A 23,576-nucleotide genomic window follows, 5' to 3' on the forward strand; every position below is an offset into this window, starting at 1 on the left:
GATCAGGCTTCAATTGTAGCCATCACTGATAAAAGGGGAGTAATTAAATATGTTAATGACAAGTTTTGTCATATTTCAAAATATTCAAGAGAAGAATTACTTGGGAATACACATTCAATTGTGAATTCGGGACACCACTCCAAAGCTTTTTTTAGACACATGTGGAAAACCATTTCCTCAGGTAAAATNTGGATGGACGAAATTAAAAACAAAGCAAAGGATGGTTCTTTTTACTGGGTAGATACTGCCATTATTCCTTTTAAAGATGAGCAGGGAAATATTATTGAGTATATGGCTATAAGACAAGACATTAGCAACCTTAAAATTGCCCTGGAAAATTTAAATACTCAATTGATTAAAAACGAGCAAAAAAATAAGGAAATTGAAAATTTTGTTTATATCGCTTCTCATGATTTAAAAAGTCCATTAAACTCAGTGAAGCAAATTTTTAATCATGTTTTAAAAAATTATTCGCTAGAAGAGAATGTAGGGAAGTGTATGGAGATAGCTCNAAGGTCGATTGAAAGNTTGAGAGATTTGGTAACAAGTTTACTGGATTATTCCATAACAGATCAGCAATATTTATTGGAAGAAGTTAATATCAATCAGATTTTAGANGCTGTAAAAAGTGACCTGAAAAGCTTAATGGATGAAACNCNGGCNGATCTGTATTTTAAGGAAATGCCCACCATCCCGGTTTATAAAGTCCCTTTTCGACAATTGATTCAGAATCTTGTTGCAAATGGAATGAAATACCACCGGAAGGATATAAACCCTAAAATCTCCATTTCCTTTACAGAACAGTGTGATCATTACGAATTTCGAGTGTGTGACAATGGAATTGGGATTGAGCAGTGCGATTTTAATAAAATATTTGTTCCATTTTCCAGACTTTCCAATGGGACAGATACAGATGGAAATGGATTAGGGCTGGCCAATTGTAAAAGGATAGTAGAACTTCATGGAGGTAAAATCTGGTTAGAAAGTAAAGTTAACCAGGGAAGTACTTTTTTATTTACCCTAAAAAAATCGGTTGAAAATCAAAATTAATCCATTTTTTGTCTCAAAAAATGGATTAATTCCTGAATAGTTTTTTTGCTGTTGTTTACCGCCTCCAGTCAAATTGTTTGGGTGGAAAAAGCAATCTTCATCAATCAGGCTTTAACCGAAGCAATTCTGGGAGTGAGACAAATTCATATCCTTTTTTCTGAATAGACTGAATCATTTGGTCAAGTTTGAGGTAAAACTTGTCTTTCCTATCCGGATTTGTTCCTATATGGCTTAGCAGCATAAATCCATTAAGCCCTTCCTTTTCTTCAAGTTCGAAAATGGATTGCAGAATTACTTCACTACCCTTATAATTTTCCATTTCCGGAGTGGTATAATCTGCATGTGAAATTGTTCCTGGTGAATAATTGATCAATTGTAGATCTAACTGTGCAGTCCACTGGGTAATCATTTCATCATTCCATTCATAGGGAGGCAGGAAGTATGGGGCATTCTCTTTTAGTATTCCAAATCTTTCCATTTCCTTATAATTATTCAGTAAATCCAGGGTAAATTCATCATGGGAAACCAATCGTTTTTTTTCTTTAGTCCAGTCATTATAAAGCAAATGTTTGTCGGAATGAGCACCCAGGTAATGGCCATCTTTTTGCGCCTTTTGAATAAAATCATGGAATACTTCATTGCGGTAAAAATTGCCAGTAAGGAAAAATGAACCCTGAATATTATATTTTTTGAGTGTGTTTAAAATAACCTCTGCCCCATCTCCAAATTGGTCTCCTGTAAACACCAGATTGATTTGCTTTTTGCTTTTATCTCCCCTGATAATTGCCCCGCTTCCATCGTAGGTATATGCCTTTTTCACATGGCCTTTTTCCAAACTTTCTTTTTCCATAGCGGAAAGATAATATACCAGACTTGCGGTACCATCCATAGTGGGTTCATTGGTAGAATAATCTCCCGCATCATCATGGTAAACCACAAAATCAGATTGAAATTCAGCATAACTGTCTTCTTCATAAAGCTCAAGCCCAATCAGTTTTTTGAAAATCGAACCATAAACAGGCCCATCTACCAGCCCGCCATAAGTCTGATAGCCATTGAGAATAAGTAAAGATGAATGTGGTTTTACAGGAGAATCTGCGTAATTAGGCAAACCTACAATCATAGTGGTTCCCCATGGATTACATCCAAAAAGCCAGTCCCGCAATGCGGCTTCCATTTCCAAATATTGGTTGTCATTTGTAATTTCTCTGTACAATTTTGCCTGAGTCATTCCAGCCGAGACAAAATGGTTAGAGCACCAGACCAATGGAGTTCCGATAAAAAATGGATTTTCCTTTCCCCTTTGGTATAAAGTCTCCAATCCCTCTTTGTAGTAGGAAATCACCTGGGCTTTATCCATATTTTTTGTGGACTGGGCAAATTCAAAATGTCCTACATTTAAAAAAGGATAGTATTGATAGTGACTCACGGAATCACGCCCAATCCATGGAGTAAGTTTTTCCGCTGATGCAAATTTTAAACCTTCTTTTTTATAGAATTCTTTGCCGGTCACTTTAAATAACTGACTCGCTGCAAGTTCCATATCATCCAACCAATTATCTTCCTCATAAAAATAGGGGCCTTTACACGGAGCGGTTTGACTTACTCCCGGGTTAGCCATTCCATATTTGAATGCATCTTCTGCCCTTTTCTGTAGATCTTCGGAGTATTCCGGAAAAAAATCGGGCAATATGGCTGCACCCAAAGCAAATGCAGAGGCAAATTTTCCCGCAGTAGAAGCAACTCCTGTGGATCTGTTTTGGTACTTTTTTAAGCCTTGTTTCTCTGCAGAGGCCAGGTACACAGGCCTTCCCTTATAATTTTCATTGTAAACAACGGAGTCCTTATTGGGCAATCGAAATCCTGCATGATCTCTGTCATCAGCAATTTGATTGTAATATTCTGTTGGGGAAGGATTCATTCTTTTCAGCCAATCCATCCCGAATTTGGCTTCATCAATTACATCTGGAATGCCATTTGGTCCGGGTAATCCGTTTGCCTGATAGGCATCCCCAAATACCTCCGGATTTTCCTGATAAGCAAATAAAAGTTGAAAAACAGCATTGGCTGAGGTAGCGGTGTATTGTAGATAATCGGTGGCATCATGCCAGCCTCCGGTCACATCAATTCTTTCTCCGGTTTTGGTAGGATGGTAGATAATGTATCCGTCATCCAAATGACAGGAATCTGTTAAAAAAGGGTTATATCCGCACCTTTGCTGACGCATGTATTTCAAAAGAAAATCAGCAGTGTGGTCATAAACTTGCTTATGAATTCTAATTTCAGGTGAAATAACCTGTCCTACCTTAATGTAATATTTCCCTTTTTGCCTGAAATCGGAAAAATTGAGCCGATAGCCAGTCTTAAATGGCCCAAACGCTCCTTTGGATTCTATTTTTTGGGAAGTGAATACTTGCTCATCAGTAAACACATCATGCAAAGAAAAAGTGGTAGGATTCAGTACTGTTTTTGAGACCAAAACGGCTACTTTAGTGGAGCCTGGGAGATACCCCAGGTTATTTATCCTAATCCAGGAAGCTTGTTCTGTAGTTAAATTGGTTGCTGAAAAGTTTAGTAAAAAAATTGAGATTAATAAGATGTTTTTCATTCTAAATGTTGACTATATGGTTAAACTAATAGTGTAGTAGACATTAAGAAGCAAATTAATACAATTTTTTGTGCTTTCAGGTGGTGATACAATGTGTAATTATGAACGGTTGATATTCTTGGCTTTTAATCTTTGTTTCAGTACTTCATACTCCAGATCATGAAGTGAAGAATTTTGTTCCAATGTTAATACCGCTTCAGTGGCTGCAGATTGTCAAAGTACTTTAAAAATAAGTTCCATTTGTATAGAGTCAAATGCAATATGGAATGCCCTTAGGCATACGGGTACGAATAAATTACTACATTCTTCCTGTTTTGGAATAATTGATCGGTAAATTATAAAAAATGGAGTTGAAACATAGGCTCCCACATTTCCTTCATTGCGTGCAAACCCCTCTGCTGTGACATAACGCTGCACCTTACGGGAGTCCATTCCATAAGCTGCCAAACCATATTATCTTCTACTTTATTTTTACAAGAAATTTTTCCCACTAACTACCTGTAATTTATGGTTAACTAAATCAGAGACCGCAAGCATGGCTGGGGGAAAAACCTTTCTGAGGTCAATTTCCGAGTTTTTTTGCAAAAGACCACTTAAACTTTGCATAAACATATTTTTAATTTCGGTGGCCAAATTGATTTTGCAAATTCCCCTTTTAACAGCCTCTCTCAAGGCAACATCTGGTATCCCAGAACCCCCATGCAATACAAGGCATGCATTTGTTTCCTTCCTAATGGCGCTTAATCTTTCAAAATCTAATTTGGGTTCTCCCTGATAAAATCCATGTGCGGATCCTATAGCTACAGCAAGGGCATTAATGCCAGTTTCCTCAATAAACAGCCTGGCTTCTTCTGGGTCTGTGAAGCCAACTTTCTGATGTGACTCACCTAATTTGGCAATGTAACCAAGTTCTGCTTCCACATTGGCACCATAATTTTTGGCGATCAAAACTGCTTTTCTTGTGGTTTTGATATTCTCCTTAAATTCTTTTTCACTCGCATCAATCATTACTGAATCAAAACCTGCTTTCAGGCATTCTTCCACTAATTCAATAGATCCTCCATGATCCAGGTGTATCCAGCCTTCAACCTGGAATTGTTTCAACCCGGTACGTGCCATCTCTACAGCTACTGACATTCCCATATAATCTATAGAGCTTTTTGTCAACTGCAAAATCACAGGCATTTCCGTTTCTCTGGCAGCAGTCAGTATACTTCGTAAGGTTTCGTAATTGTAAAAATTACAAGCCAGGAGTGCTTCCTGGTTTTCCTGACATTCTCTTAATTTATCCTGTAAGTTCATGTATTAATTTTTTAAGCTGTTATTTCAAAAAGACTTTTCTAAAGGTCAGTTTCATCTGCTTTTCCAGTTTTATGAGACCGTGAGCCCAGTTTTTTGGCCAATAATCCTAATGGTTCAGGCAAACGAGTCATCCTATTTCCTTAGGATTTATAAAAACAAAACCTTTTATTAAACTTTCGTTTTATTTTTAATAGCAAATATATATCTTTCAAAATATTTTACAATAGTAATCATTAAGTTTATTTAAGAGTAATTTCTTATTTACACTTTCAAAACATTATTAATATCATAATGAAATCGACACCTTGGTTAGCTTACGCAATCACTACCACTATTTTTTGGGGAGCTTGGGGAGCATTAATTGAAATACCTGAAAAAAGAGGGTTTCCGGAAACCTTAAGTTATTGTGTATGGGCATTTACGATGCTAATACCTACATTTTTTGCATTAAAGAACATCAAATGGAAAATAGAAAAAAACAGAAAATCGATACTCCAAGGAGTCCTTATAGGGCTTTTAGGAGCATTGGGGCAACTGGTATTATTTAAAGCACTTAGTTTGGGGCCTGCTTATCTTATTTTCCCTTTTATCTCCCTTTCTCCTGTTGTTACCATCTTATTTTCCTTTATTTTTTTAAAGGAAAGAACTTCACTCAAAACCTGGATTGGAATTGGCTTAGCTTTAGTGGCCATACCTATGCTATCCTATCAACCCCCGGAAAATGGCTCATACGGGCACCTATGGATTTTTTTGGCCCTTTTTGTTTTTTTAGCCTGGGGGATTCAGGCTTTTTTCATGAAACTTGCCAATCAGTCCATGTCCGCAGAAAGTATCTTTTTTTACATGGCCATTTCGAGTATTGCCTTACTACCCATTCCTATTTTGATGACCGATTTTGATCAACCTATCAATTGGGGTTGGGATGGACCACTGCTGGCTGGGGGCATTCAGGTCATGAATTCTATAGGGGCTTTGAGTCTGGTGTATGCATTCAGATATGGTAAAGCTATTATTGTCAGTCCATTAACCAATGCAGGCGGGCCAGTAATCACCATTATTTTATCACTCATTATTTACGCAGTATTTCCCCATTGGATTATTTTAATTGGGATGATCCTGGCCGTTGTAGCTATATTTTTAATGGCAGAGTAACTTTACTTTGCCATTAAAAATTTGAAAGAGCCTTTTTAGAGACTTTCACCGAATTTTTCCAGGGCAATTTGTTTAAAAACTTCCATATTTTTAAAAGCTGTTGTGCCTCCGGGATAGGTTGTTGAAACAGCACCTGTCAGGTTACCAAACCGCTGGCATTCCTCCACTGGAGATTGATTAATATATTTCCAGACAAAACCTGCATTAAAGCTATCTCCAGCACCGATTGAGTCCACCACTTTCTCATTTAAAAACGGGGGCATATCCCTGGATTTACCATTATAAAATACCAATGACCCTTTTCTTCCCCTTTTTATCACCAGGACCTTGCACCATTTTTTTACCTTCTCAATTGCTTCCTCTAGAAGCGTACTTTTTGTAGCCAAAAGCAATTCGGTTTGGTTGGGCAGAAATATATCCACATGAGGTAAAATTCCAGGGAGGTCAAGTTCCCATTTTTCATTTGGGTCCCATTGCATATCAAAAGAAGTAGTAAGTCCAAGTTGTTTGGCCAATTTAAATAACCTTCCCACATCTTTTTGCAGTCCATTTTGTAGAAAAACAGAGGAAAGGTGCAAATGCCTTGCTCTTTGTAATTGTTCAATACCAATATCTTCAAATACCAAATGGTCCATGGCTCCCGGATGGGTAAGATTTGCTCTGTCTTCATCCACATTCAACACCACCGTAGCCCCTGTGGTCAGAAATGCATCTTCTATTATTAAAGAAACATCAACCCCGCTTTCCTGAAGACTTGAAATAATTAACTTTCCGAAAAGGTCTTTTCCTACCTTACCAATTATAGCTGTTTTTGCACCCAGTTTGCTAATATTTGAGGCAAATATAGCTGATGAGCTCCCAAGGGTAAGGTCCATATTTTTGGCAATTATTTCTTTCCCTACCACGGGAAATCCCTGGATACTGTTAAGAATCAAATCTACATTTAATTCCCCAACTACGATTACGTCTAAATCTTTCTCCATTTTAGCATTTTTTTATATTTTAGAGGACCTTTCCATAATTCGCACCCACCAATGTAAGGTTTAAAAACCATGGTTTTGCTAAATTATAATTACATTTCTTTTATAACAAGTATATTTGCATTATCTTTCGATATATTTAAATAAAGAAAGGTTTTGAAGACATTAAAAATTTTTTTCCTGGATGTAGAAAGAAAGATTAAAAACCTGGCAATTTACAAACAAAAGAAAACTCAATGAATACACAGAATTTACTTATGTAATTTTTTACTATAACCCGGAATAAACTATAATATATGTATCAAAGTGTTATTTTTGACTTTTGATTCATTCCGAAAAATCATTTTTATACAAAACAAAGTTTAACAAGGCAGTCAAATGGATGGTGAAAATAAATCAACAGTAAGTCGAAGAATTGCAATTCTGGACAAGCTTAATAAAAATGGGCAAGTGACCGTGAGCGAATTAAGCACAGCCCTGGGTGTTAGTGAGGTCACCATTAGAAATGACCTGACGAATCTTGAAAAAAAGAATATGCTGATTAGGGCACGAGGGGGCGCAATGAAAATAAAGCAAAATTATGTTGGTCTTGATCACCCATTATCCGACAAACAAAAAAAGCACCTGCAGGAAAAAAAGGAAATTGGGAAAAAAGCCATTGAATTCATCGAAGAAGGGAATACTATCATCCTGGACTCTGGCTCAACCACCTATGAAGTAGCTAAAAATTTTAGCAAGTTTGAACAGCTTACGGTTATTACCAATGCGCTAAATGTGGCTACTTATTTAGCTGAAATCAAGAATATTAATGTCATAATTCCCGGTGGGACCCTGCGGCCGGATTCACTTTCCCTTACAGGGATTCTTGCTGAGAAAGGCTTCAGAAACTACTTTTGTGATAAGTTATTTCTAGGGGTTGATGGCTTTGATATTGACCACGGGATTTCTACTCCTAACATTGAAGAGGCGCATTTAAACCAGATTATGATAGAAGTTTCAAAAGAAGTGATTGTAGTGGCAGATTCCAGTAAATTTGAAAGAAGAGGATTTGCTTTTATAGCTCCTGTGAATAAAATAGATACCGTTATTACTGATAAAGGAATTTCTCTGGAAAAGAAGGAGAAAATGGAAAGCCTGGGTATAAAGGTTGTCATTGCCTGAAAGACGTTATTTCACATTAGCCCAAATAAAAAACACCAGAGAAATCCCTGGTGTTTTTTATTTTTCTCACTTAGTTATTGGTTAAGGTGGAGTTTTTAGTTTTCATGGTCGGTGGCTACCGTTCTTATGAATTGGGTTAAAAGGATAAGGTGAAAACATAGTAATCTGTATACTAAACACAATTCAACATGAATTAACCTTTGATATCTTAAAAACCTTACGGTATATTATTATTTCATCTCCTTTATTTTCAATCTCGCTTTTATAGTTGTTAAATCTTTTTTCATGGTGGCTTTAGCCAACAGCTCTTTTTCCTGTTTATTGGTAATCCCCTTATAGGTTAGGTAAGGCAGGTGCAAAGAAATAGGACCAGCTAAATCCATAGCCTTGTACAAGTCAAAGTATTGATCAAAATTGACCATACCTTCCTCCAGGGGTACATTTTTTATTTCCCATTCCCTTTTGTTTGTTTGGGTCCAGTGGAAGTCTTTAACTGCACTGCATTTGATAAACTTTTGGATCAATTTTAAATCATTGGGCCAGGAGGAACTCCCTTCAACAATTGCATGTCTGATATCAAACTGTACCCCTATCCATTTCGGGTCCAGGTCTTTTATGAGGTACCACAAATCCCAAATTGAAGCCCCTATCCTTCCCACTCCATCATGGTTTTGATAAGCTCCATGAATCCCATACTTTTCGTTTAGTTCCGAAAGCTTTTTGAATTTATCCTTATAGATTTCCAGATTTTCCTCTATGCTTATATTTTTATCAAAATAGGAATACTCAATGCGGTAAATTTTAATACCACATTGGCTTGCGGTTTTCAATACCCGCTCTGTATAAGGTTCATCAGCATTATGGATATCAGTAGCTATCATTGGAACTGCCACACCTGATTTGGTAATTTCTTCAATGGCTTTTGGCAATTGCTCTTCTACCTCATAAGGAAGGACATGGCCTTTTTTTCTTACGGTGAGGTCCACTCCATCAAATCCTAGTTTTTTGGCAAATGCACCCAATTCCCTAAAATCCATCCAATCCAGATGTTTGGAAAAGATACAAATGGGGTTGGCATTCTTTTCACTTTCAACAGACAGGAAATTATTTTTCCAATTTTCTCCCATGGTAATTCCCAAGCCTGAGACAGCCGAAAATTTGATAAAATCCCTTCTTTTCATTTTGAATAAATGATGGATTATAGATGATTGATTAAAACCGTTTTTCTGAATTAAAATACACTTTCTCAATAAGTAGTAATGCTTATTTGAGGTAAGTATCAGCGTAATACTTCATATATTCTTTCAACTTGTTTTGGTATCCTTCCAAATCCAGTAACTGTTCATCATAAATCATGTAGGACATATCTGCTGTTCTTTGTGCAAAATGTCTTGCCCGGTCCTGCTGAAAGAAATATTTTTGATTTGCTGTAGAATACCCTTTGGGCAAACGAGATTTCTCCCAGGTTTTCACTAAATCACCATAAACCTGAGCTCTCCTTTCAATACTTTTTGTGATCAGTAAAGAGGCTTCTTCCATATAGTTATACGCAATTTTATGATCTATAAAATGACTTCTGTGTGCCTTGGTGATCAGGTTTTCCAAACTTTCAAGATCTTTATATGTCTGGGTGGTATGTGTTATCATTCGGGCGATACTCCGGAAGATTTCAAAGTCATATTTATTTTTAACAGGCAGATTCAGGTTGTTTTCCGTAATCTGAATAGCCCGCTTCATTTTCTCATTTATTTTTGAAGATTTGAGAAGCATTTCCCGGTATTCCCTGATCCAATAAGGATCATATTCCAAGGCATCACCCCTTGGGAGGTCAGGTAAATGGGTTTTACCCACATCTCCCCAGGCCCAAACCTTTCGCTCAAATGTGTTCATATAATAAAAAGCCCCCTCATTCAAGAGCTCAAACAACTCTTGCATATCTGTAGCATCTTCACCATAGTAATTATTAAAAAAACTGTGGGTAAATTCTTCCAGACCAGGTTTTTTGCCATTCCATGAAAAAGCTGCTGAGGTGACAAAGCTTAACATCCATACCTGGTTATGCAACCCGGAATCATCCCATGAAGTGTTGATCATACCATCAAATACTCCTGAAATGGCCGTAGAAGTCAGAAATTTATAAGAACCTTCGAGGCTTCCTTCTTTCCTCCCCTGCTTTGATTCCCTGAAAAAATACGGAAGAAACATTTGCTCAATACCCGGGTTAGGATCATAAGCAAAAACTTCATGTCCTAATGCTTTTGCTTCTTTGGCATATTTGAAACCTGGTTTTTCATATTCGTAACTTTCCGTAAGTACCAGGTCCCGGTCAGGCTCAATTCCTACAGCGGGTGATTGGCTCATTTTCCAACCCATTGGTCTTTCCCAGGCCATTACTTTCCTACCCTTTGATTTGAGGTACTTTGTCGCTTTATTCACAAATAAATGATACACACCACTTGCCCCTATCTCGCTGGCCTTAGCTTTACATTGTTGGCAATGCGCCAACTCATAAGTTTCATCACTACCAATATGGATATATTCAGATCCTGGGGTCGCTTCTATGGCATCATCCCATAGCCTGAAGAGTAAGTCGTAGCTTCCTTCTTTTAAAGGGCAAAATTCCCAGTTAGAATTGGCAATTTCCCTCAGATGTGCATGCTGGGGCCATTTTAATATAAAACTCACATGACCAAGGCCTTGTACCAGGGGAACCAACTCAATATGATATTTTTTAGCATAAGCCGTAAATTCCTGCATTTCAGCCATGGTAAACGCTCCGGGTGCACCAATTTCAGGTTGAGAGGGATAAGCTAATTTATCTTCCCATTCCCATACCAGCATATTGATTTTGTATTTGGCCATATCCCGGATAAAACTTTCCACATAGGCCTTTTTATCCTGATGATGTTTGGTATCGTAATGGACTGCTCTTTCTTTAATATCCGGCCAATCGGTAATCTGCATGCCATAAATAAAAGGCACTGACTTTCCTTTTTTTATTAATTGAAGCAAAGTTTGGGCACCATAAAAAAGACCAGTAGAAGATTCTGCTTTTATGGTAAGTAATTTATGATCCACAAAAAGATGGTAACCCTCCACGCCTACCTTTCTTGAAATCCCTTTTTTAGTCAGGATAATTGAATTTCCGGATGGATTGGAAGCTATTTTGGCTGTGATCCCAAACTCCTCCTTTAATTCGGTTATTAATACATCTGCAGTAAACTTATCATCTTCAGAGGCATTTGGGTCAAGAACTATGGAAATTGGAGATTCAAAATAAAAATTGTCACCATCAACAATTACTTCTTGTGGGTAAGGTATTACATTTAATCCAAGCTGGTATAAATCAGTGGCTTTTGCTTTAAAGGTCAACAGGAATACCAGGGAGAGGGAAAAGGCAAAAAAAGATGAAATTATCTTGAAAGATTTCATTTATTTAGTAGTTAAGTTTTTAAAAATTATTAAAGCTGGGAGATTTCCAACAAAGCAAGTTTTAACAATAGATAAGGCAAAAGCACCCCTTCATTCAGATGAAGGGTTTATGATGGAAAATCGTAAAAAAATATGGGCTTTACCTCAATTAATACACTTTAGATATACCTGGTTTAGGTACAGGGTAAATGCCATTTTCATCTGGTAAAATTGGGGCTGTAGTATCCCAGTCCATGTTATCCGGGGAAAGCTTTACCTCAGAGTTCAGGCAATCTTCCCAGGTAACCACCTGACCCGAGTGACAGGCCATTCTACCCATTATTGCAGCCAGTGAGCTTTTAGCTCCAAATTCGGTATCATTAATCGGAGTATCATTTACGATGGCTTCAAATAATTTATCGTGTTCAATCTGGTAAGGGTTAAGGTTTTCCTTGTCCCTGTATTTCCAGATTTTATTACCACTCAAATCTTTGATGCCCTTATTTACATTGGCTGTACCTTTGGAACCAATGAAAAAAGTCCCGTTTTTATTCCAGGTATTATCCATCACCCGAATCTGACTATGCATGGTAGTACCATCGGCATACAGATATTCAATGTAAAAGTGATCGAATACCTCTCCTGTATCGGGGCCATCCAAAACAGCTCTTCCCCCCATGCCCTGAGCACTAACCGGATAGGCTCCCTTTGCCCAATGTACAATATCTGTATTATGAATCTGAAGTCCTGCGGGTGCAGCGCCCCACAACCAATTGAAGAAATGCCAGTTTTTTATTTGAAAAGCCAACTCGGAATTTACAGAAGACCTTGGAACGACCTTATAACTGCCCTTCATATAGTAGCAGGTTGAAGAGAGTATCTCTCCGATCTTTCCTTCTTTGATCTGCTCCACCATTTGAGTATAGCCTGGATCATATCTGTTTTGTAGTCCCACCACTACTTTCAGGTTTTTTTGAGTAGCTTTTTTACCAGTAGCCAATACCTTTCTTAAACCCGGCCCGTCACAAGCCAAAGGCTTTTCCATAAATACATGCTTTCCTGCATCTACGGATGCTTCAAAATGCGCTGGACGAAAGCCGGGAGGTGTCGCTAATAGGACAACATCTGATTCCTGGATGACTTTCAGGTATCCATCAAAGCCTACAAACTTATTTTTTTCTGGTACTTCCACCTGTCCTTTAATTTCTTCCATTGCCATGATATGGGTGTAGCTTTTATCTAATTGCTCCTTAAATACATCAGCCATAGCCACAAGCTTTATATTAGCTCCCGCTTTTAATGCCTGAACAGCAGCACCAGTTCCCCTGCCCCCACAACCCACGAGTCCAACCTTTATTTGGTCTGTTCCTGAAGCAAAAACACTTTTTGAAAAAGACAACGAACTCAAGGCTACTCCCCCTCCTATCGCTAAGGAACTCTTTTTCATAAAGTCCCTTCTTTTAATATTTTTGGTTATTTTCATAGTGAGAGATTTTATTTTCTTAGCAAAGATACCATTTTTTATTTTATTTCATTATTTTTGAGAAATAAAATTTACGAAACCTTTCTTTTTTAAGGAATTCATTACTTTTGCTTTATTATTATATCCTTCAATATTTCATTATTTTTAGAAGGGGGCTCATGAAAGTTATCGGCTCTGATCAATAAACCTTGTTTGGATTTTTATGCAAAAAAACAATACTATAGTATCTATAAAAAAGCGATTGGTTTCTGTTGGTCCTGGAATAATCACTGCTGCTTTGGTTTTTGGTCCGGGAAGTTTAACGATTACCTCTAAGATGGGAGCCATGTATGGCTTCAATATGATTTGGGTAGTTGCCTTATCAGTTTTTTTTATGATGAGCTATACTGAAATGGGTGCCAGAATTGGTATGGTTTCCAAAAACTCCCTCCTTGGGGAAATAAGAGGAAGATGGGGGAAAGGCACAGCAATTATTATAGGCTTAGGCATATTCCTGATTACTTCCTCTTTTCAGGCGGGAAATACCATTGGAGCTGGACTGGCTTTCGCAGAATTGACAGAAACTTCCACCATTCCCTGGGTTATCGGTTTTACCGCCTTGGGAATTTCATTACTTTTTTTTAAATCATTTTATAAAGTGCTGGAGCGGATCATGCTGGCCATGGTTGGATTGATGTTAGCCTCATTTTTCATCACCCTTGTGCTGGCTCAACCAAACCTGGCAGATGTTTTACAGGGATTCGTGCCTACCCTTCCGAAAGGAGCTGAAATTTTAACCATAGCACTGATCGCATCGAGCTTTTCCATTGTAGGAGTATTTTACCAGGCTTACCTTGTCAAGGAAAAAGGCTGGAAAAAGGAGGAGCTCAAACAGGGCAAGCGCGAAAGCTTAACAGGGATATTCATATTAGGCTTAATATCCGCATTTATCATGATAAACGCGGCTGCTGTATTGCATCCCAAAGGAGTGGAAGTTAAATCAGCACTGGATATGGGGCTGGCACTGGAGCCTTTATTTGGAAAGATCACAGCATTGATTTTTATGCTGGGTCTGTTTGGGGCTTCTTTCTCTTCTCTGGTTGGAAATGCAACCATTGGAGGGGCATTATTTGCAGATGCTTTTTCCCTTGGAAACAGACTTGACAACAAAAATGTGAAATTGCTGATCATGCTTGTCATGGTGGTGGGGGCTGTCATTGCATTGTCATTTGGCAAACTGCCCCTGGAACTTATCATTTTTGCTCAGGCCATCACCATTGTACTTGCTCCTATGATCGCAGTAGCACTACTATTAATTGCCAATGACCAAAATATTATGGGTGAGCAAAAAAATAATATCACTCAGAACATCACCTGTTCCTTAGGCCTGCTTCTATTACTTTTTTTAGCGGGCAATCATATCTATTTTTTATTTATTAAATAAACAAACAAAGTATGGGAGACCTGAAAAAATTAGAAGATTTACTTTTGCAGCCCTCTGCAGACTTAATCGAAGACTTGAAAAACCTGGAGGATGATATTTTAATATTGGGTGTGGGGGGGAAAATGGGACCAAGCCTTGCTTTGCTGGCAAAACAGGCATTACAAAAAGCAGGAAAGACAAATCGAGTGATAGGAGTTTCCCGTTTTTCTTCCGAAAATCTGGAGCAGGATCTCAATAAGAAAGGAATTGAAACCATCAAAGCGGATCTTTTGAATGAAAAAGACCTGGAAGCGTTACCAGATGTTCGAAATGTCATTTATATGGCCGGGACAAAATTTGGTACGCAGGGAAATGAATCTTTCACCTGGGCAATGAATGCTTACCTTCCCGGCAGGATCGCAAGTAAATTTAAGCATTCTAATATTGTGGTATTTTCCACAGGAAATGTATATCCCCTGGTTCCACTGGTTTCTGGAGGTGCAACTGAGTCTGTCCAGCCGGGTCCGGTAGGAGAATATGCCCAATCATGCCTTGGCCGGGAAAGGGTATTTGAACATTTTTCAAAAATAAACAAAACACCAATGTTGATTTACCGGCTCAATTATGCGGTAGATTTCAGGTATGGTGTTTTGGTTGAAATTGCCAAATCTGTAAGGAATGAAGAACCAATTGATCTCTCTACCGGTCATGTAAATGTAATTTGGCAAAGTGATGCAAATGAATATGCCCTGCGTTCGCTAAAGCATTGCAAAAACCCAATGGAAATTTTAAATATCACGGGGCCAGAAACGGTTTCAATTCGTTGGCTTGCCAATGAATTTGGACTCAGGTTTGGGAAAAAACCTCATTTTATCAAAGAAGAACAATCCACTGCACTTCTTAATAATGCTTCTCAGGCGCATAAGCTATTTGGATATCCAAAAGTGTCCCTCCAAACCATTATTGACGCTACGGCCATGTGGCTGGAAGAAGGTGGGGCACTGATAAATAAACCAACACATTTTCAGGAAAGAAAAGGAAATTACTAAAATGGCTACATTAAAAAGAGAAATCAGAGAACTCCTTCATGAGGGAACCGTTATTCCTGCACATCCCTTGGCACTTAATGCTAACCGAAAACTAGATGAAAGGAGACAAAGGGGCTTAAGTAGATATTACCTGGCAAGTGGTGCTGGAGGAATTGCTGTGGGTGTCCATAGCACACAGTTTGAGATTCGGGATAAACAACACAACCTATTTAAACCGGTATTGCAATTGGCTGCAGAGGAGGTAGACAAGGCTAATTTAAACAGACCTTTTATCAAAATAGCAGGGATAACCGGACCCACTGAACAGGCTATTGAGGAAGCTGAAACAGCCGTAGAACTGGGATACGATATGGGTTTACTTAGCATGGGAGGGTTGAATGACTGGACGGAAGAAGCTTTAATTGAAAGGGCAAAAAAAATAGCGAAAATTATCCCTGTTTTTGGTTTTTACCTTCAACCAGCCGTGGGGGGAAAGGTATTTACCTATGAGTTTTGGAAAGCCTTTGCTGAAATACCGAATGTACAGGCCATCAAAATGGCACCCTTTAACCGGTACCAGACACTGGATGTAGTGAGGGCAGTTTGCAACTCCTCGAGATATAAGGAAATCGCCCTTTATACAGGTAATGATGACAATATTGTGGTTGACTTATTGAGCAATTATGCCTTCAAAGTAAATGGCGAACTTCGGGAAAAATCTATTGTGGGTGGCTTATTAGGTCATTGGGCAGTATGGACACAAAAAGCAGTTGAGCTCCTCTGGGAAATTAAGCAAATTAAAAAAGAAAACAAGGGCATCTCCCAGGAAATATTGACCAGGGCAATTGCCGTGACTGACACCAATGCCGTTTTTTTTGATGCCGCAAATAATTTCAAAGGATGTATTGCCGGACTGCATGAAGTTTTGAGAAGACAAGGGTTGCTGGAGGGCATTTGGTGTCTGAATCCTGATGAAGATTTATCCCCTGGGCAGTATGAAGAAATATCAAGGTTGTACAAAGAATACCCGGAATTAAATGATGATGCTTTTGTAAAAGAAAATTTAAACAAATGGATTTAAATCAATCCGGAATTTTTGAAATGGAAATATTTATAACTAAAAACTTTACGACAATCAAAAAGAATAAATATTGGGCAATAGCGGTGCTCTTCCTGGGACTATTTGCCTGTCAGCACAATGAAAAGGGAAATACCGATAAAGAAAATTCTCCTCAGGAAAACCTTCAATTCCCAAAGGAAATGGTTGCCTTTAGTCCCTATCAAAAGAATCCTTTATTTTCTGGCACTGAAAGGGATACCTGGGACAAAAAAATAAGGGAAAGAGGATTTATCCTTCAGGAAGATGGGAATTACAAAATGTGGTATTCCGGGTACAAGGGTAATAATCAGGATCCAAAATATTTAGGTTATGCTACTTCCACCGATGGAATCAATTGGGAGCGATATGCAGAACAACCAATCTTTGAGGAAAAATGGTGTGAGGATATGATGGTAACTAAGCACCAGGGCAAGTATTATATGTTTGCAGAAGGGGCAAATGACATCGCCCATGTGCTTGTATCCGTAGATGGAATTTCCTGGGAAGAATTAGGTGATTTGGAAATTTCCCAGACAAATGGAGAGCCTATTGCTCCAGGACCTTTTGGGACACCGACAGTATGGATTGAAAATGAACAGTGGTACCTTTTTTATGAAAGGGATGATGAAGCTATTTGGCTGGCCACTTCCGCGGGTGATCCAAGAATCTGGAAAAATTTACAGGATGAACCGGTTTTAAAAAAAGGGCCGGGAGATTATGATAAAGGGGCTGTAGCTACCAATCAAATAGTGAAATTTCAGGACAAATATTTTATGTATTATCATGCTTCTTCATACCCTGACTGGCAATCCACTAATGCAAAATGGTCCTCAAACGTGGCCATGTCAACCGATTTGATCCATTGGGTAAAATATCCTCATAATCCTATAATTGAAGGGGATTACTCCAGTCCGATCCTTGTCCCGGACCAAAAGGGAAATTTCCATCTGTATACCATGCATGACCAGGTCCGATTGTATTTGCCTACTGAATAAACCTGAGGAATTTTAAAAGGAGCCTGAGGGTAAACTGATCACAAAAATTATAACTCTAATGCAATGAAAAATTTTATTTCTTCTGTTTTGCTCATTTTTCTTATTTCTTCCTGCAATGAGGAAGCATCATATTACAAGATAAGTGATTTTGAAAAAGTGACGAAAACAGATGTACATGTTCATATTCATACCGAACGTCTGGCTTTCTACGATCAGGCCAAAAATGATAATTTTAAATTACTGACTATTGGATTGGATTCCCATAACAAAGAAAAAAAGGTAAGAGAGCAATATGCCTATTCTGTTTATCAGGTAAGCAAACACCCTGAGGAAATTCAATTTGCTACCGCCTTCACCATGGAGGGTTGGGATGAACCTAACTGGCTGGAAAGACAGCTTCAAATGCTAGATTCTGCCATAAACAACGGTGCCAGGGCCGTGAAGGTCTGGAAAAATATTGGTATGGTTTACCGGGACAAAGATGGAGAGCTTATCATGGTAGACAACCCAAAACTTGACCCCATCTTTCAAATGCTTGCCGATAGGAAAATACCAGTTATCGGGCACCTTGGTGAACCTAAAAACTGCTGGTTGCCTCTCAATGAAATGACGACTAATAACGATAGCACATACTATGCTTCACATCCTCAGTACCATATGTTCCTTCACCCGGAATTACCTTCTTATGAAGACCAGATTGTTGCCAGGGACAAAATGCTGGAGAAAAATCCCAACCTGATATTCATAGGAGCACATTTAGGAAGCATGGAATGGGATGTGGATGAAATTGCTAAAAGATTGGATAAATTTCCCAATATGGCAGTGGAAACCGCAGCCAGAATGGGGCAGGTATTTTATCAAACTCACCATGACAGGGAAAAAGTAAGGGATTTTTTCATCAAATACCACGACAGGGTATTGTACGCCACTGATTTAGGAGATTCAGGCAAAAGAGAAGTCAATGACTTACATGAGTATTTACACAACACATGGTTGAGGGACTGGCGCTTTTTTGTAACAGATGAAGAGATGACAAGTGATTTGGTAGATGAGCCATTTCAAGGCTTGAAATTGCCTAAAGAAATTGTGGATGATATTTATCTCCATAATGCCCAAAAGTGGTTTAAGATATTCAATTAAAATGCTCATTCGAATTTGTAAAAATAAAATTTATAGCATTGATTAGTACATTAATTTTATTGGCTTTATTTCTAGCTTCTGCTTGTAATCATACCACTCAAAAAAAAGATGTTCCCCCTACCTCCTATTGCCTTTCTTGTACCGAAGAAATAGAGGGTATCATTTTTTGTGATGATTTTGAGTCGGACGATCCTTTAAGCAATCGTTATTTTGAATACCATGATGATAACGGGGATTTTGTTAGACTTGATGGGGTTGGGAGAGATGGCAGTGCTGGTATGAGAGCTATTTGGCAAAAGGGAGAAGTGGATGCCGGTGCCTTGAGAAAATCTTTTGGGAAAACTCCTGGTGAATATATCAGTAAACACGCAAGTTTTCCACAACAACAATTTAATGAAATTTATTGGAAATTAGAGGTAAAAAACCAGATCGGATGGGAAGGTGGTGGGGCTGCTAAACTTACCAGGGTCACCACAATGGTCAATGATGACTGGGCACAAGGAATGATTGGGCATATCTGGAGTGGTGGTCCTGAAAATAATTATCTGGTATTGGATCCCGCAAGTGGCATAAGTGAAGGGGGAGAGCTTGTTTCTCAAAAATATAATGACTTCGATCATTTAAGGTGGCTCGGTAATATCACAGGAACAACCGATCTTTTTAATGATAGTAATGTAGGAAAATGGTATTGTGTCGTAGGGCATGTAAAATTGAATACCCCAGGTCAGGCAAATGGAGTTTTCGAGTTTTGGATAGATGATACCCTTCAGGCAGCACGATATGACCTCAATTGGCATTCTGATTGGAATACGAACCCCGAAAATATGATGATCAATGCCGTATTTTTTGAAAACTACTGGAATAGTGGTTCTCCAAAGCAGCAGGAACGCTACTTTGATAATATTTTAGTTTCTACCAATCCAATTACCTGCAATTGCAAGGAAGAATAACAGACTAATTTGACTCTCCTAATTCTAAATTACAACATATTGAAAAGAAAATACTAAGGTGATGGTAACTCCTTCAATTCAATGCAAAACTGGGCTTTACTCCAAATTTCTACTTTCTTTTCCAAAAAGAGTCATATTTTTTTAAAATTTATAAAAGAAAAGGTTTCGAAAATAAAAAAATAATGATATGTTTATATCATGAATCAAAACAAAATAAAATGGAAGAAATATATCTAGGTTTCTCCGAAAGGGAATTACAAGAATTTGATGGATTAAATACTGCAAGAGAAATTTGTGGACAACCAGATTTATGGCTGAAAACTTTTGAACATTTAAATGAAAACAAAACCCATACTTTAAGCTTTCTTCAAAGGGCTTATTCAAATAAAAACTTACAGATTATCCTTACCGGAGCAGGTTCATCTGCATTTATCGGTGATATTTTGGAAGGACTTTTTCAAAAAAATACCAATCATAATGCAAGGGCAGTAGCAACTACTAACCTGGTTACGCATCCAGAAAATTACCTCAATAAACATACCCCAACATTAATGGTATCATTTGCGAGGTCGGGTAACAGTCCTGAAAGCCTGGCAACCATAAGGTTAGCGGATAGCATTTGTGAAAAAATCTACCATATTGTTATCACCTGCAATAAAGATGGGGATATTATCGATGAAATTTCCCCTGAAAACAGTTTACTTCTTTTATTACCTCCAAAGGCTAATGACAAGGGATTGGCTATGACAGGCAGTTTTACCTCCATGGTTTTGACTGGTTATCTAATTTCTAAAATTGAGGAAATAAGCTTCCTTGAGGAACAAATAGAACACCTGGCGGAAAGTGCTCAAAAGGTATTGAATGAATATAGTAAGGTTTTGCTTGATGTGGCAAAAATGGATTTTACCAGGGCAATTTTTCTGGGATCAGGTCCTTTATTGGGTTCTGCCAGGGAAGCCCATTTGAAGCTTCAGGAACTTACAAGTGGTATGGTCATCTGTAAGCATGATTCTTTTCTTGGTTTAAGACATGGGCCCAAAGCAGTTATTGATAACAAATCATTACTCATTTATATGTGCTCGAATGAACCTTACATTGAACAATATGAAGCTGATTTTATCCAGGAAATAGACAATGGAGAAAAAGGGATGTGCAGAATTGGAATTGGAGAGCATTTGGCTACCCCCCATCTTTATAATATTGCAATAGAGCTTGGTCAAAAAAACAGTCCTAAAATTGACCAGGATTTATTACCGATAATCAATGTGCTACCTGCCCAAATGCTTGCATTTTTTAAATCATACTTATTAGGACTTTCACCGGACTCCCCTTCTTTAAATGGTGCCATTTCAAGAGTGGTAAAAGGGGTGAACTTATACCCTTATAAACAAAACAGTTACAAGGAGGCAACTTCAGAATAACCTGATAATCGTATTAATTTTATTTCTTTGGCAATATACTTAAACTGAAACCACAATTATTAAAAGGATGCATTACAACTTGGAAGACTTCTACACGGTAAAAAAAATTGATGCACATGTTCATATAAATGGTCATTTCACTTCATTTATGAACCAGGCAAGGCGTGACCAATTTTATTTGTTGAGTATAAATACAGAAGTACCAGGATATCCTGTCTTAGCCAAACAACAATCACATATTCACCAGCTTTCGAAAGACTTTCAGGGTCAAGTGGGCTATTTAACTTCATTTTCAACAGAGCACCTTCATTCGGACAATTGGGAAGAAAAAGCTTTAGCATACCTCAAAGCTTCTTTTGAACAAAGTGCAGCCGGAATGAAAGTATGGAAAAATATTGGAATGACCCTCCAGGACAATAATGGGAAATTCATCATGATAGACGACCCATTATTTGACCCAATATTTGATTTTGTGGAAGACAATAACATCACAGTCTTAGGACATATAGGGGAGCCCAAAAACTGCTGGCTTCCTTTGGAAGAAATGACTGTCAACAATGACCGAAATTATTATAAGGAACATCCTGAATACCACATGTACCTTCATCCACAATATCCTACTTATGAAGAGTTGATTCAGTCCAGAGATAATTTACTTGTAAAACGCCCCGGGCTAAAATACATTGGAGCACATTTGGGTAGTATGGAATGGTGTATAGATGAGGTGGCCAAACGGTTAGAAAAATTTCCAAACATGGCTGTTGATCTCACAGACAGGATATGCCACTTACAATATCAGTCCATTACCAATTGGCAAAAAGTATATGATTTTTTCGTCAGATATCAGGACAGGATTATTTATGGAACGGATCTGGAGCCGCAAACCAACCTGGCTCCTCAGGAAGTGATGAACAGAGCCCATGAAGTCTGGATGATGGATTGGCAATATTTTGCGACTAATGAAACTATGAGTACGCCTGCTGTTAATGGCTCTTTTGCGGGATTGAATTTACCAAAAGAGGTTATTGACAAAATCTATTATTCGAATGCCAAATCCTGGTACCAACTTAAAATTGACTTTTAATATTTTATTTGTCCATTTAATTGCTAAAAACCATGAAAAATGTCATTCCGCTTATTTTAAGGAAAACAGCTATTTCTACATCATTTCTTAAGGCGATCTTCATATCAGGTTTGTTTTTATTTACCCAGTGCACACCCCAGTCCCAAGCTGTGGAGGAAAAAGTATTAATGGCTGTTTTTGCACATCCTGATGATGAAATTTCAGTTGGGCCGTTGCTTGCAAAATACGCCAACGAAGGAGTTAAAGTTTATCTTGTGATTGTTACTGACGGGCGACTGGGTACAGGACGCTCAGGTCTTCCCTCGGGGGAAGGGCTGGTTGAACTTAGAAAAGAGGAAGCAAAATGTGCTGCCGAAAGATTTGGTATCGAACCACCAATCCATCTTGGTTTTCATGATCAATTGGATTTAGACAAGGGCTTTTTTGGGCACACTCCGGTAGCACAGGAGCTTATCCGGAAAATGGATACTCTATTTAGTGAAATACAACCTGATGCAATTATTACCTGGGGGCCAGATGGAGGTTCCAATCATGTTGACCACCGGTTGGTAGGGGCTACCGTCACTCATGTTTTTCTAAGCAAAAAAAGGTCAAAACAACAATTTTTATATTACTACGGGCAACCTGCTTCTATTTTTAAGGATCAACCGGAACAAATACTCCGAAGCATTGATGATCAGTACCTTACCACCAAAATTAATTACAACAAAGAGGATCTTTCAAAAACCTTGGAAGCGCTGTCTTGTTACCAAAGCCAATTTGGTCCTGAGGTGATGGAACAAAAGGCTTTAAAGTTTAAAAAGTTTAATTACTCAGTCTACTTGAGGCCTTTTATGGCTCCAACTACCTCATCAGAAGATATCTTTCATTAAAAAGCTTTCCCTTTTCCTTTCACTCTTTATCCTAAATGCCAATACCGTGATGAACAAGTTCATTTTTCCAACCTGAACTAAGTAGTAGGTTATTGAATTTTCACCAAAAATTAACACAATTTCCTTTCACCTTACACACTAAAGTAAAACTGCATAAATAATTTAACGAAAATATAACGAAAGGTTATAAAAGACTTGTTATTTATCTTATCTTTCTATAGATTTACATATACTGAAATATATTTCATTTTTACTGTTAATAATTTTCAAAAACTTATTAAAAATGTTATGAAACATTTCTAAGTAATTATTCCTTCCCGTATATCTCTAATCAAAATTATTATGAAATTTAAAAATTACACTTTTCATGTTTTGCAATGCCTTAAAATACATTTTGGCATTAACTTTTGGATTTTTATTTTAAGCATTTTTTTACAT

Annotated in this window: 19 protein-coding genes; 12 read left to right on the plus strand and 7 right to left on the minus strand. The window is 37.9% G+C overall.

Annotated elements, in window-relative coordinates; all coding sequences use genetic code 11:
- The first annotated feature begins 21 nt into the window (after positions 1 to 21).
- Positions 22 to 1,050, plus strand: a complete 1,029-nt coding sequence (locus tag A3EM_RS0110830) for a PAS domain-containing sensor histidine kinase (RefSeq protein WP_425402057.1) — start codon at positions 22 to 24, stop codon at positions 1,048 to 1,050.
- A gap of 100 nt (positions 1,051 to 1,150) precedes the next feature.
- Here the strand turns inward: A3EM_RS0110830 and A3EM_RS0110840 are convergent, their stop codons facing one another.
- The 3 genes from A3EM_RS0110840 to A3EM_RS0110850 all read right to left on the minus strand — a co-directional run bounded on the left by A3EM_RS0110840 (position 1,151) and on the right by A3EM_RS0110850 (position 4,960).
- Positions 1,151 to 3,658 (minus strand): glycoside hydrolase family 9 protein, encoded by a 2,508-nt coding sequence (locus tag A3EM_RS0110840; RefSeq protein WP_020528232.1) that lies wholly within the window; start codon positions 3,656 to 3,658, stop codon positions 1,151 to 1,153.
- A 213-nt stretch (positions 3,659 to 3,871) separates the two neighbouring features.
- The gene (locus A3EM_RS0110845; protein WP_020528233.1) at positions 3,872 to 4,105 is read right to left on the minus strand and encodes an FAD-dependent oxidoreductase; all 234 of its coding nucleotides are present in this window, start codon (positions 4,103 to 4,105) and stop codon (positions 3,872 to 3,874) included.
- A gap of 24 nt (positions 4,106 to 4,129) precedes the next feature.
- Positions 4,130 to 4,960 carry a class II fructose-bisphosphate aldolase gene (locus A3EM_RS0110850; protein ID WP_020528234.1) on the minus strand — a complete coding sequence of 277 codons (831 nt, stop codon included), beginning with the start codon at positions 4,958 to 4,960 and terminating at the stop codon, positions 4,130 to 4,132.
- 291 nt (positions 4,961 to 5,251) lie between these two features.
- Here A3EM_RS0110850 and A3EM_RS0110860 point away from each other — a divergent pair, with 291 nt between their 5' ends.
- Positions 5,252 to 6,112, plus strand: coding sequence for a DMT family transporter (locus tag A3EM_RS0110860; protein ID WP_020528236.1), 861 nt, complete (start codon positions 5,252 to 5,254; stop codon positions 6,110 to 6,112).
- Between the two features lie 35 nt (positions 6,113 to 6,147).
- Here A3EM_RS0110860 and A3EM_RS0110865 read toward each other — a convergent pair whose 3' ends face one another.
- A complete protein-coding gene (locus tag A3EM_RS0110865) occupies positions 6,148 to 7,095 on the minus strand; it encodes a carbohydrate kinase family protein (RefSeq protein WP_020528237.1) in 948 nt (315 codons plus the stop codon).
- Between the two features lie 375 nt (positions 7,096 to 7,470).
- Here A3EM_RS0110865 and agaR point away from each other — a divergent pair, with 375 nt between their 5' ends.
- Positions 7,471 to 8,253 carry a transcriptional repressor AgaR gene (agaR, locus tag A3EM_RS0110870; RefSeq protein ID WP_020528238.1) on the plus strand — a complete coding sequence of 261 codons (783 nt, stop codon included), beginning with the start codon at positions 7,471 to 7,473 and terminating at the stop codon, positions 8,251 to 8,253.
- Between the two features lie 230 nt (positions 8,254 to 8,483).
- On the opposite strand, the gene A3EM_RS0110875 is transcribed toward agaR, so the two are convergent.
- The 3 genes from A3EM_RS0110875 to A3EM_RS0110885 form a co-directional block, all read right to left on the minus strand.
- A complete protein-coding gene (locus A3EM_RS0110875) occupies positions 8,484 to 9,434 on the minus strand; it encodes a sugar phosphate isomerase/epimerase family protein (RefSeq protein WP_020528239.1) in 951 nt (316 codons plus the stop codon).
- 82 nt (positions 9,435 to 9,516) lie between these two features.
- Complete coding sequence (locus A3EM_RS45730) at positions 9,517 to 11,685, minus strand: beta-N-acetylhexosaminidase (RefSeq protein WP_020528240.1); 2,169 nt, start codon at positions 11,683 to 11,685, stop codon at positions 9,517 to 9,519.
- Between the two features lie 148 nt (positions 11,686 to 11,833).
- Positions 11,834 to 13,111, minus strand: a complete 1,278-nt coding sequence (locus A3EM_RS0110885) for a Gfo/Idh/MocA family protein (protein WP_157637831.1) — start codon at positions 13,109 to 13,111, stop codon at positions 11,834 to 11,836.
- Positions 13,112 to 13,349: 238 nt separating this feature from the next.
- Here A3EM_RS0110885 and A3EM_RS0110890 point away from each other — a divergent pair, with 238 nt between their 5' ends.
- The 9 genes from A3EM_RS0110890 (at position 13,350) to A3EM_RS45735 (ending at position 23,138) form a co-directional block, all read left to right on the plus strand.
- Complete coding sequence (locus A3EM_RS0110890) at positions 13,350 to 14,570, plus strand: Nramp family divalent metal transporter (protein ID WP_020528242.1); 1,221 nt, start codon at positions 13,350 to 13,352, stop codon at positions 14,568 to 14,570.
- Between the two features lie 11 nt (positions 14,571 to 14,581).
- Positions 14,582 to 15,598: an NAD-dependent epimerase/dehydratase family protein gene (locus tag A3EM_RS0110895; protein ID WP_020528243.1), complete on the plus strand. Its 1,017-nt coding sequence runs from the start codon at positions 14,582 to 14,584 to the stop codon at positions 15,596 to 15,598.
- 1 nt (position 15,599) lies between these two features.
- On the plus strand, positions 15,600 to 16,658 hold the full coding sequence (locus A3EM_RS0110900) for a dihydrodipicolinate synthase family protein (protein ID WP_020528244.1): 1,059 nt from the start codon (positions 15,600 to 15,602) through the stop codon (positions 16,656 to 16,658).
- A 20-nt stretch (positions 16,659 to 16,678) separates the two neighbouring features.
- Positions 16,679 to 17,671, plus strand: coding sequence for a glycoside hydrolase family protein (locus A3EM_RS0110905; protein ID WP_157637842.1), 993 nt, complete (start codon positions 16,679 to 16,681; stop codon positions 17,669 to 17,671).
- Positions 17,672 to 17,734: 63 nt separating this feature from the next.
- Entirely contained in the window at positions 17,735 to 18,811 is a 1,077-nt protein-coding gene (locus tag A3EM_RS0110910; RefSeq protein ID WP_020528246.1) for an amidohydrolase family protein, read from the plus strand.
- A gap of 38 nt (positions 18,812 to 18,849) precedes the next feature.
- A complete protein-coding gene (locus A3EM_RS0110915; RefSeq protein WP_157637832.1) occupies positions 18,850 to 19,761 on the plus strand; it encodes a polysaccharide lyase in 912 nt (303 codons plus the stop codon).
- Between the two features lie 218 nt (positions 19,762 to 19,979).
- Positions 19,980 to 21,182 carry an SIS domain-containing protein gene (locus tag A3EM_RS0110920; protein WP_044238101.1) on the plus strand — a complete coding sequence of 401 codons (1,203 nt, stop codon included), beginning with the start codon at positions 19,980 to 19,982 and terminating at the stop codon, positions 21,180 to 21,182.
- A gap of 67 nt (positions 21,183 to 21,249) precedes the next feature.
- Positions 21,250 to 22,266: an amidohydrolase family protein gene (locus A3EM_RS0110925; RefSeq protein ID WP_020528249.1), complete on the plus strand. Its 1,017-nt coding sequence runs from the start codon at positions 21,250 to 21,252 to the stop codon at positions 22,264 to 22,266.
- 32 nt (positions 22,267 to 22,298) lie between these two features.
- Positions 22,299 to 23,138: a PIG-L deacetylase family protein gene (locus A3EM_RS45735; protein ID WP_020528250.1), complete on the plus strand. Its 840-nt coding sequence runs from the start codon at positions 22,299 to 22,301 to the stop codon at positions 23,136 to 23,138.
- The last annotated feature ends 438 nt before the right edge of the window (positions 23,139 to 23,576 follow it).

Origin of the sequence: Flexithrix dorotheae DSM 6795 (genome assembly GCF_000379765.1) — a bacterium.
Taxonomy (GTDB): domain Bacteria; phylum Bacteroidota; class Bacteroidia; order Cytophagales; family Flammeovirgaceae; genus Flexithrix; species Flexithrix dorotheae.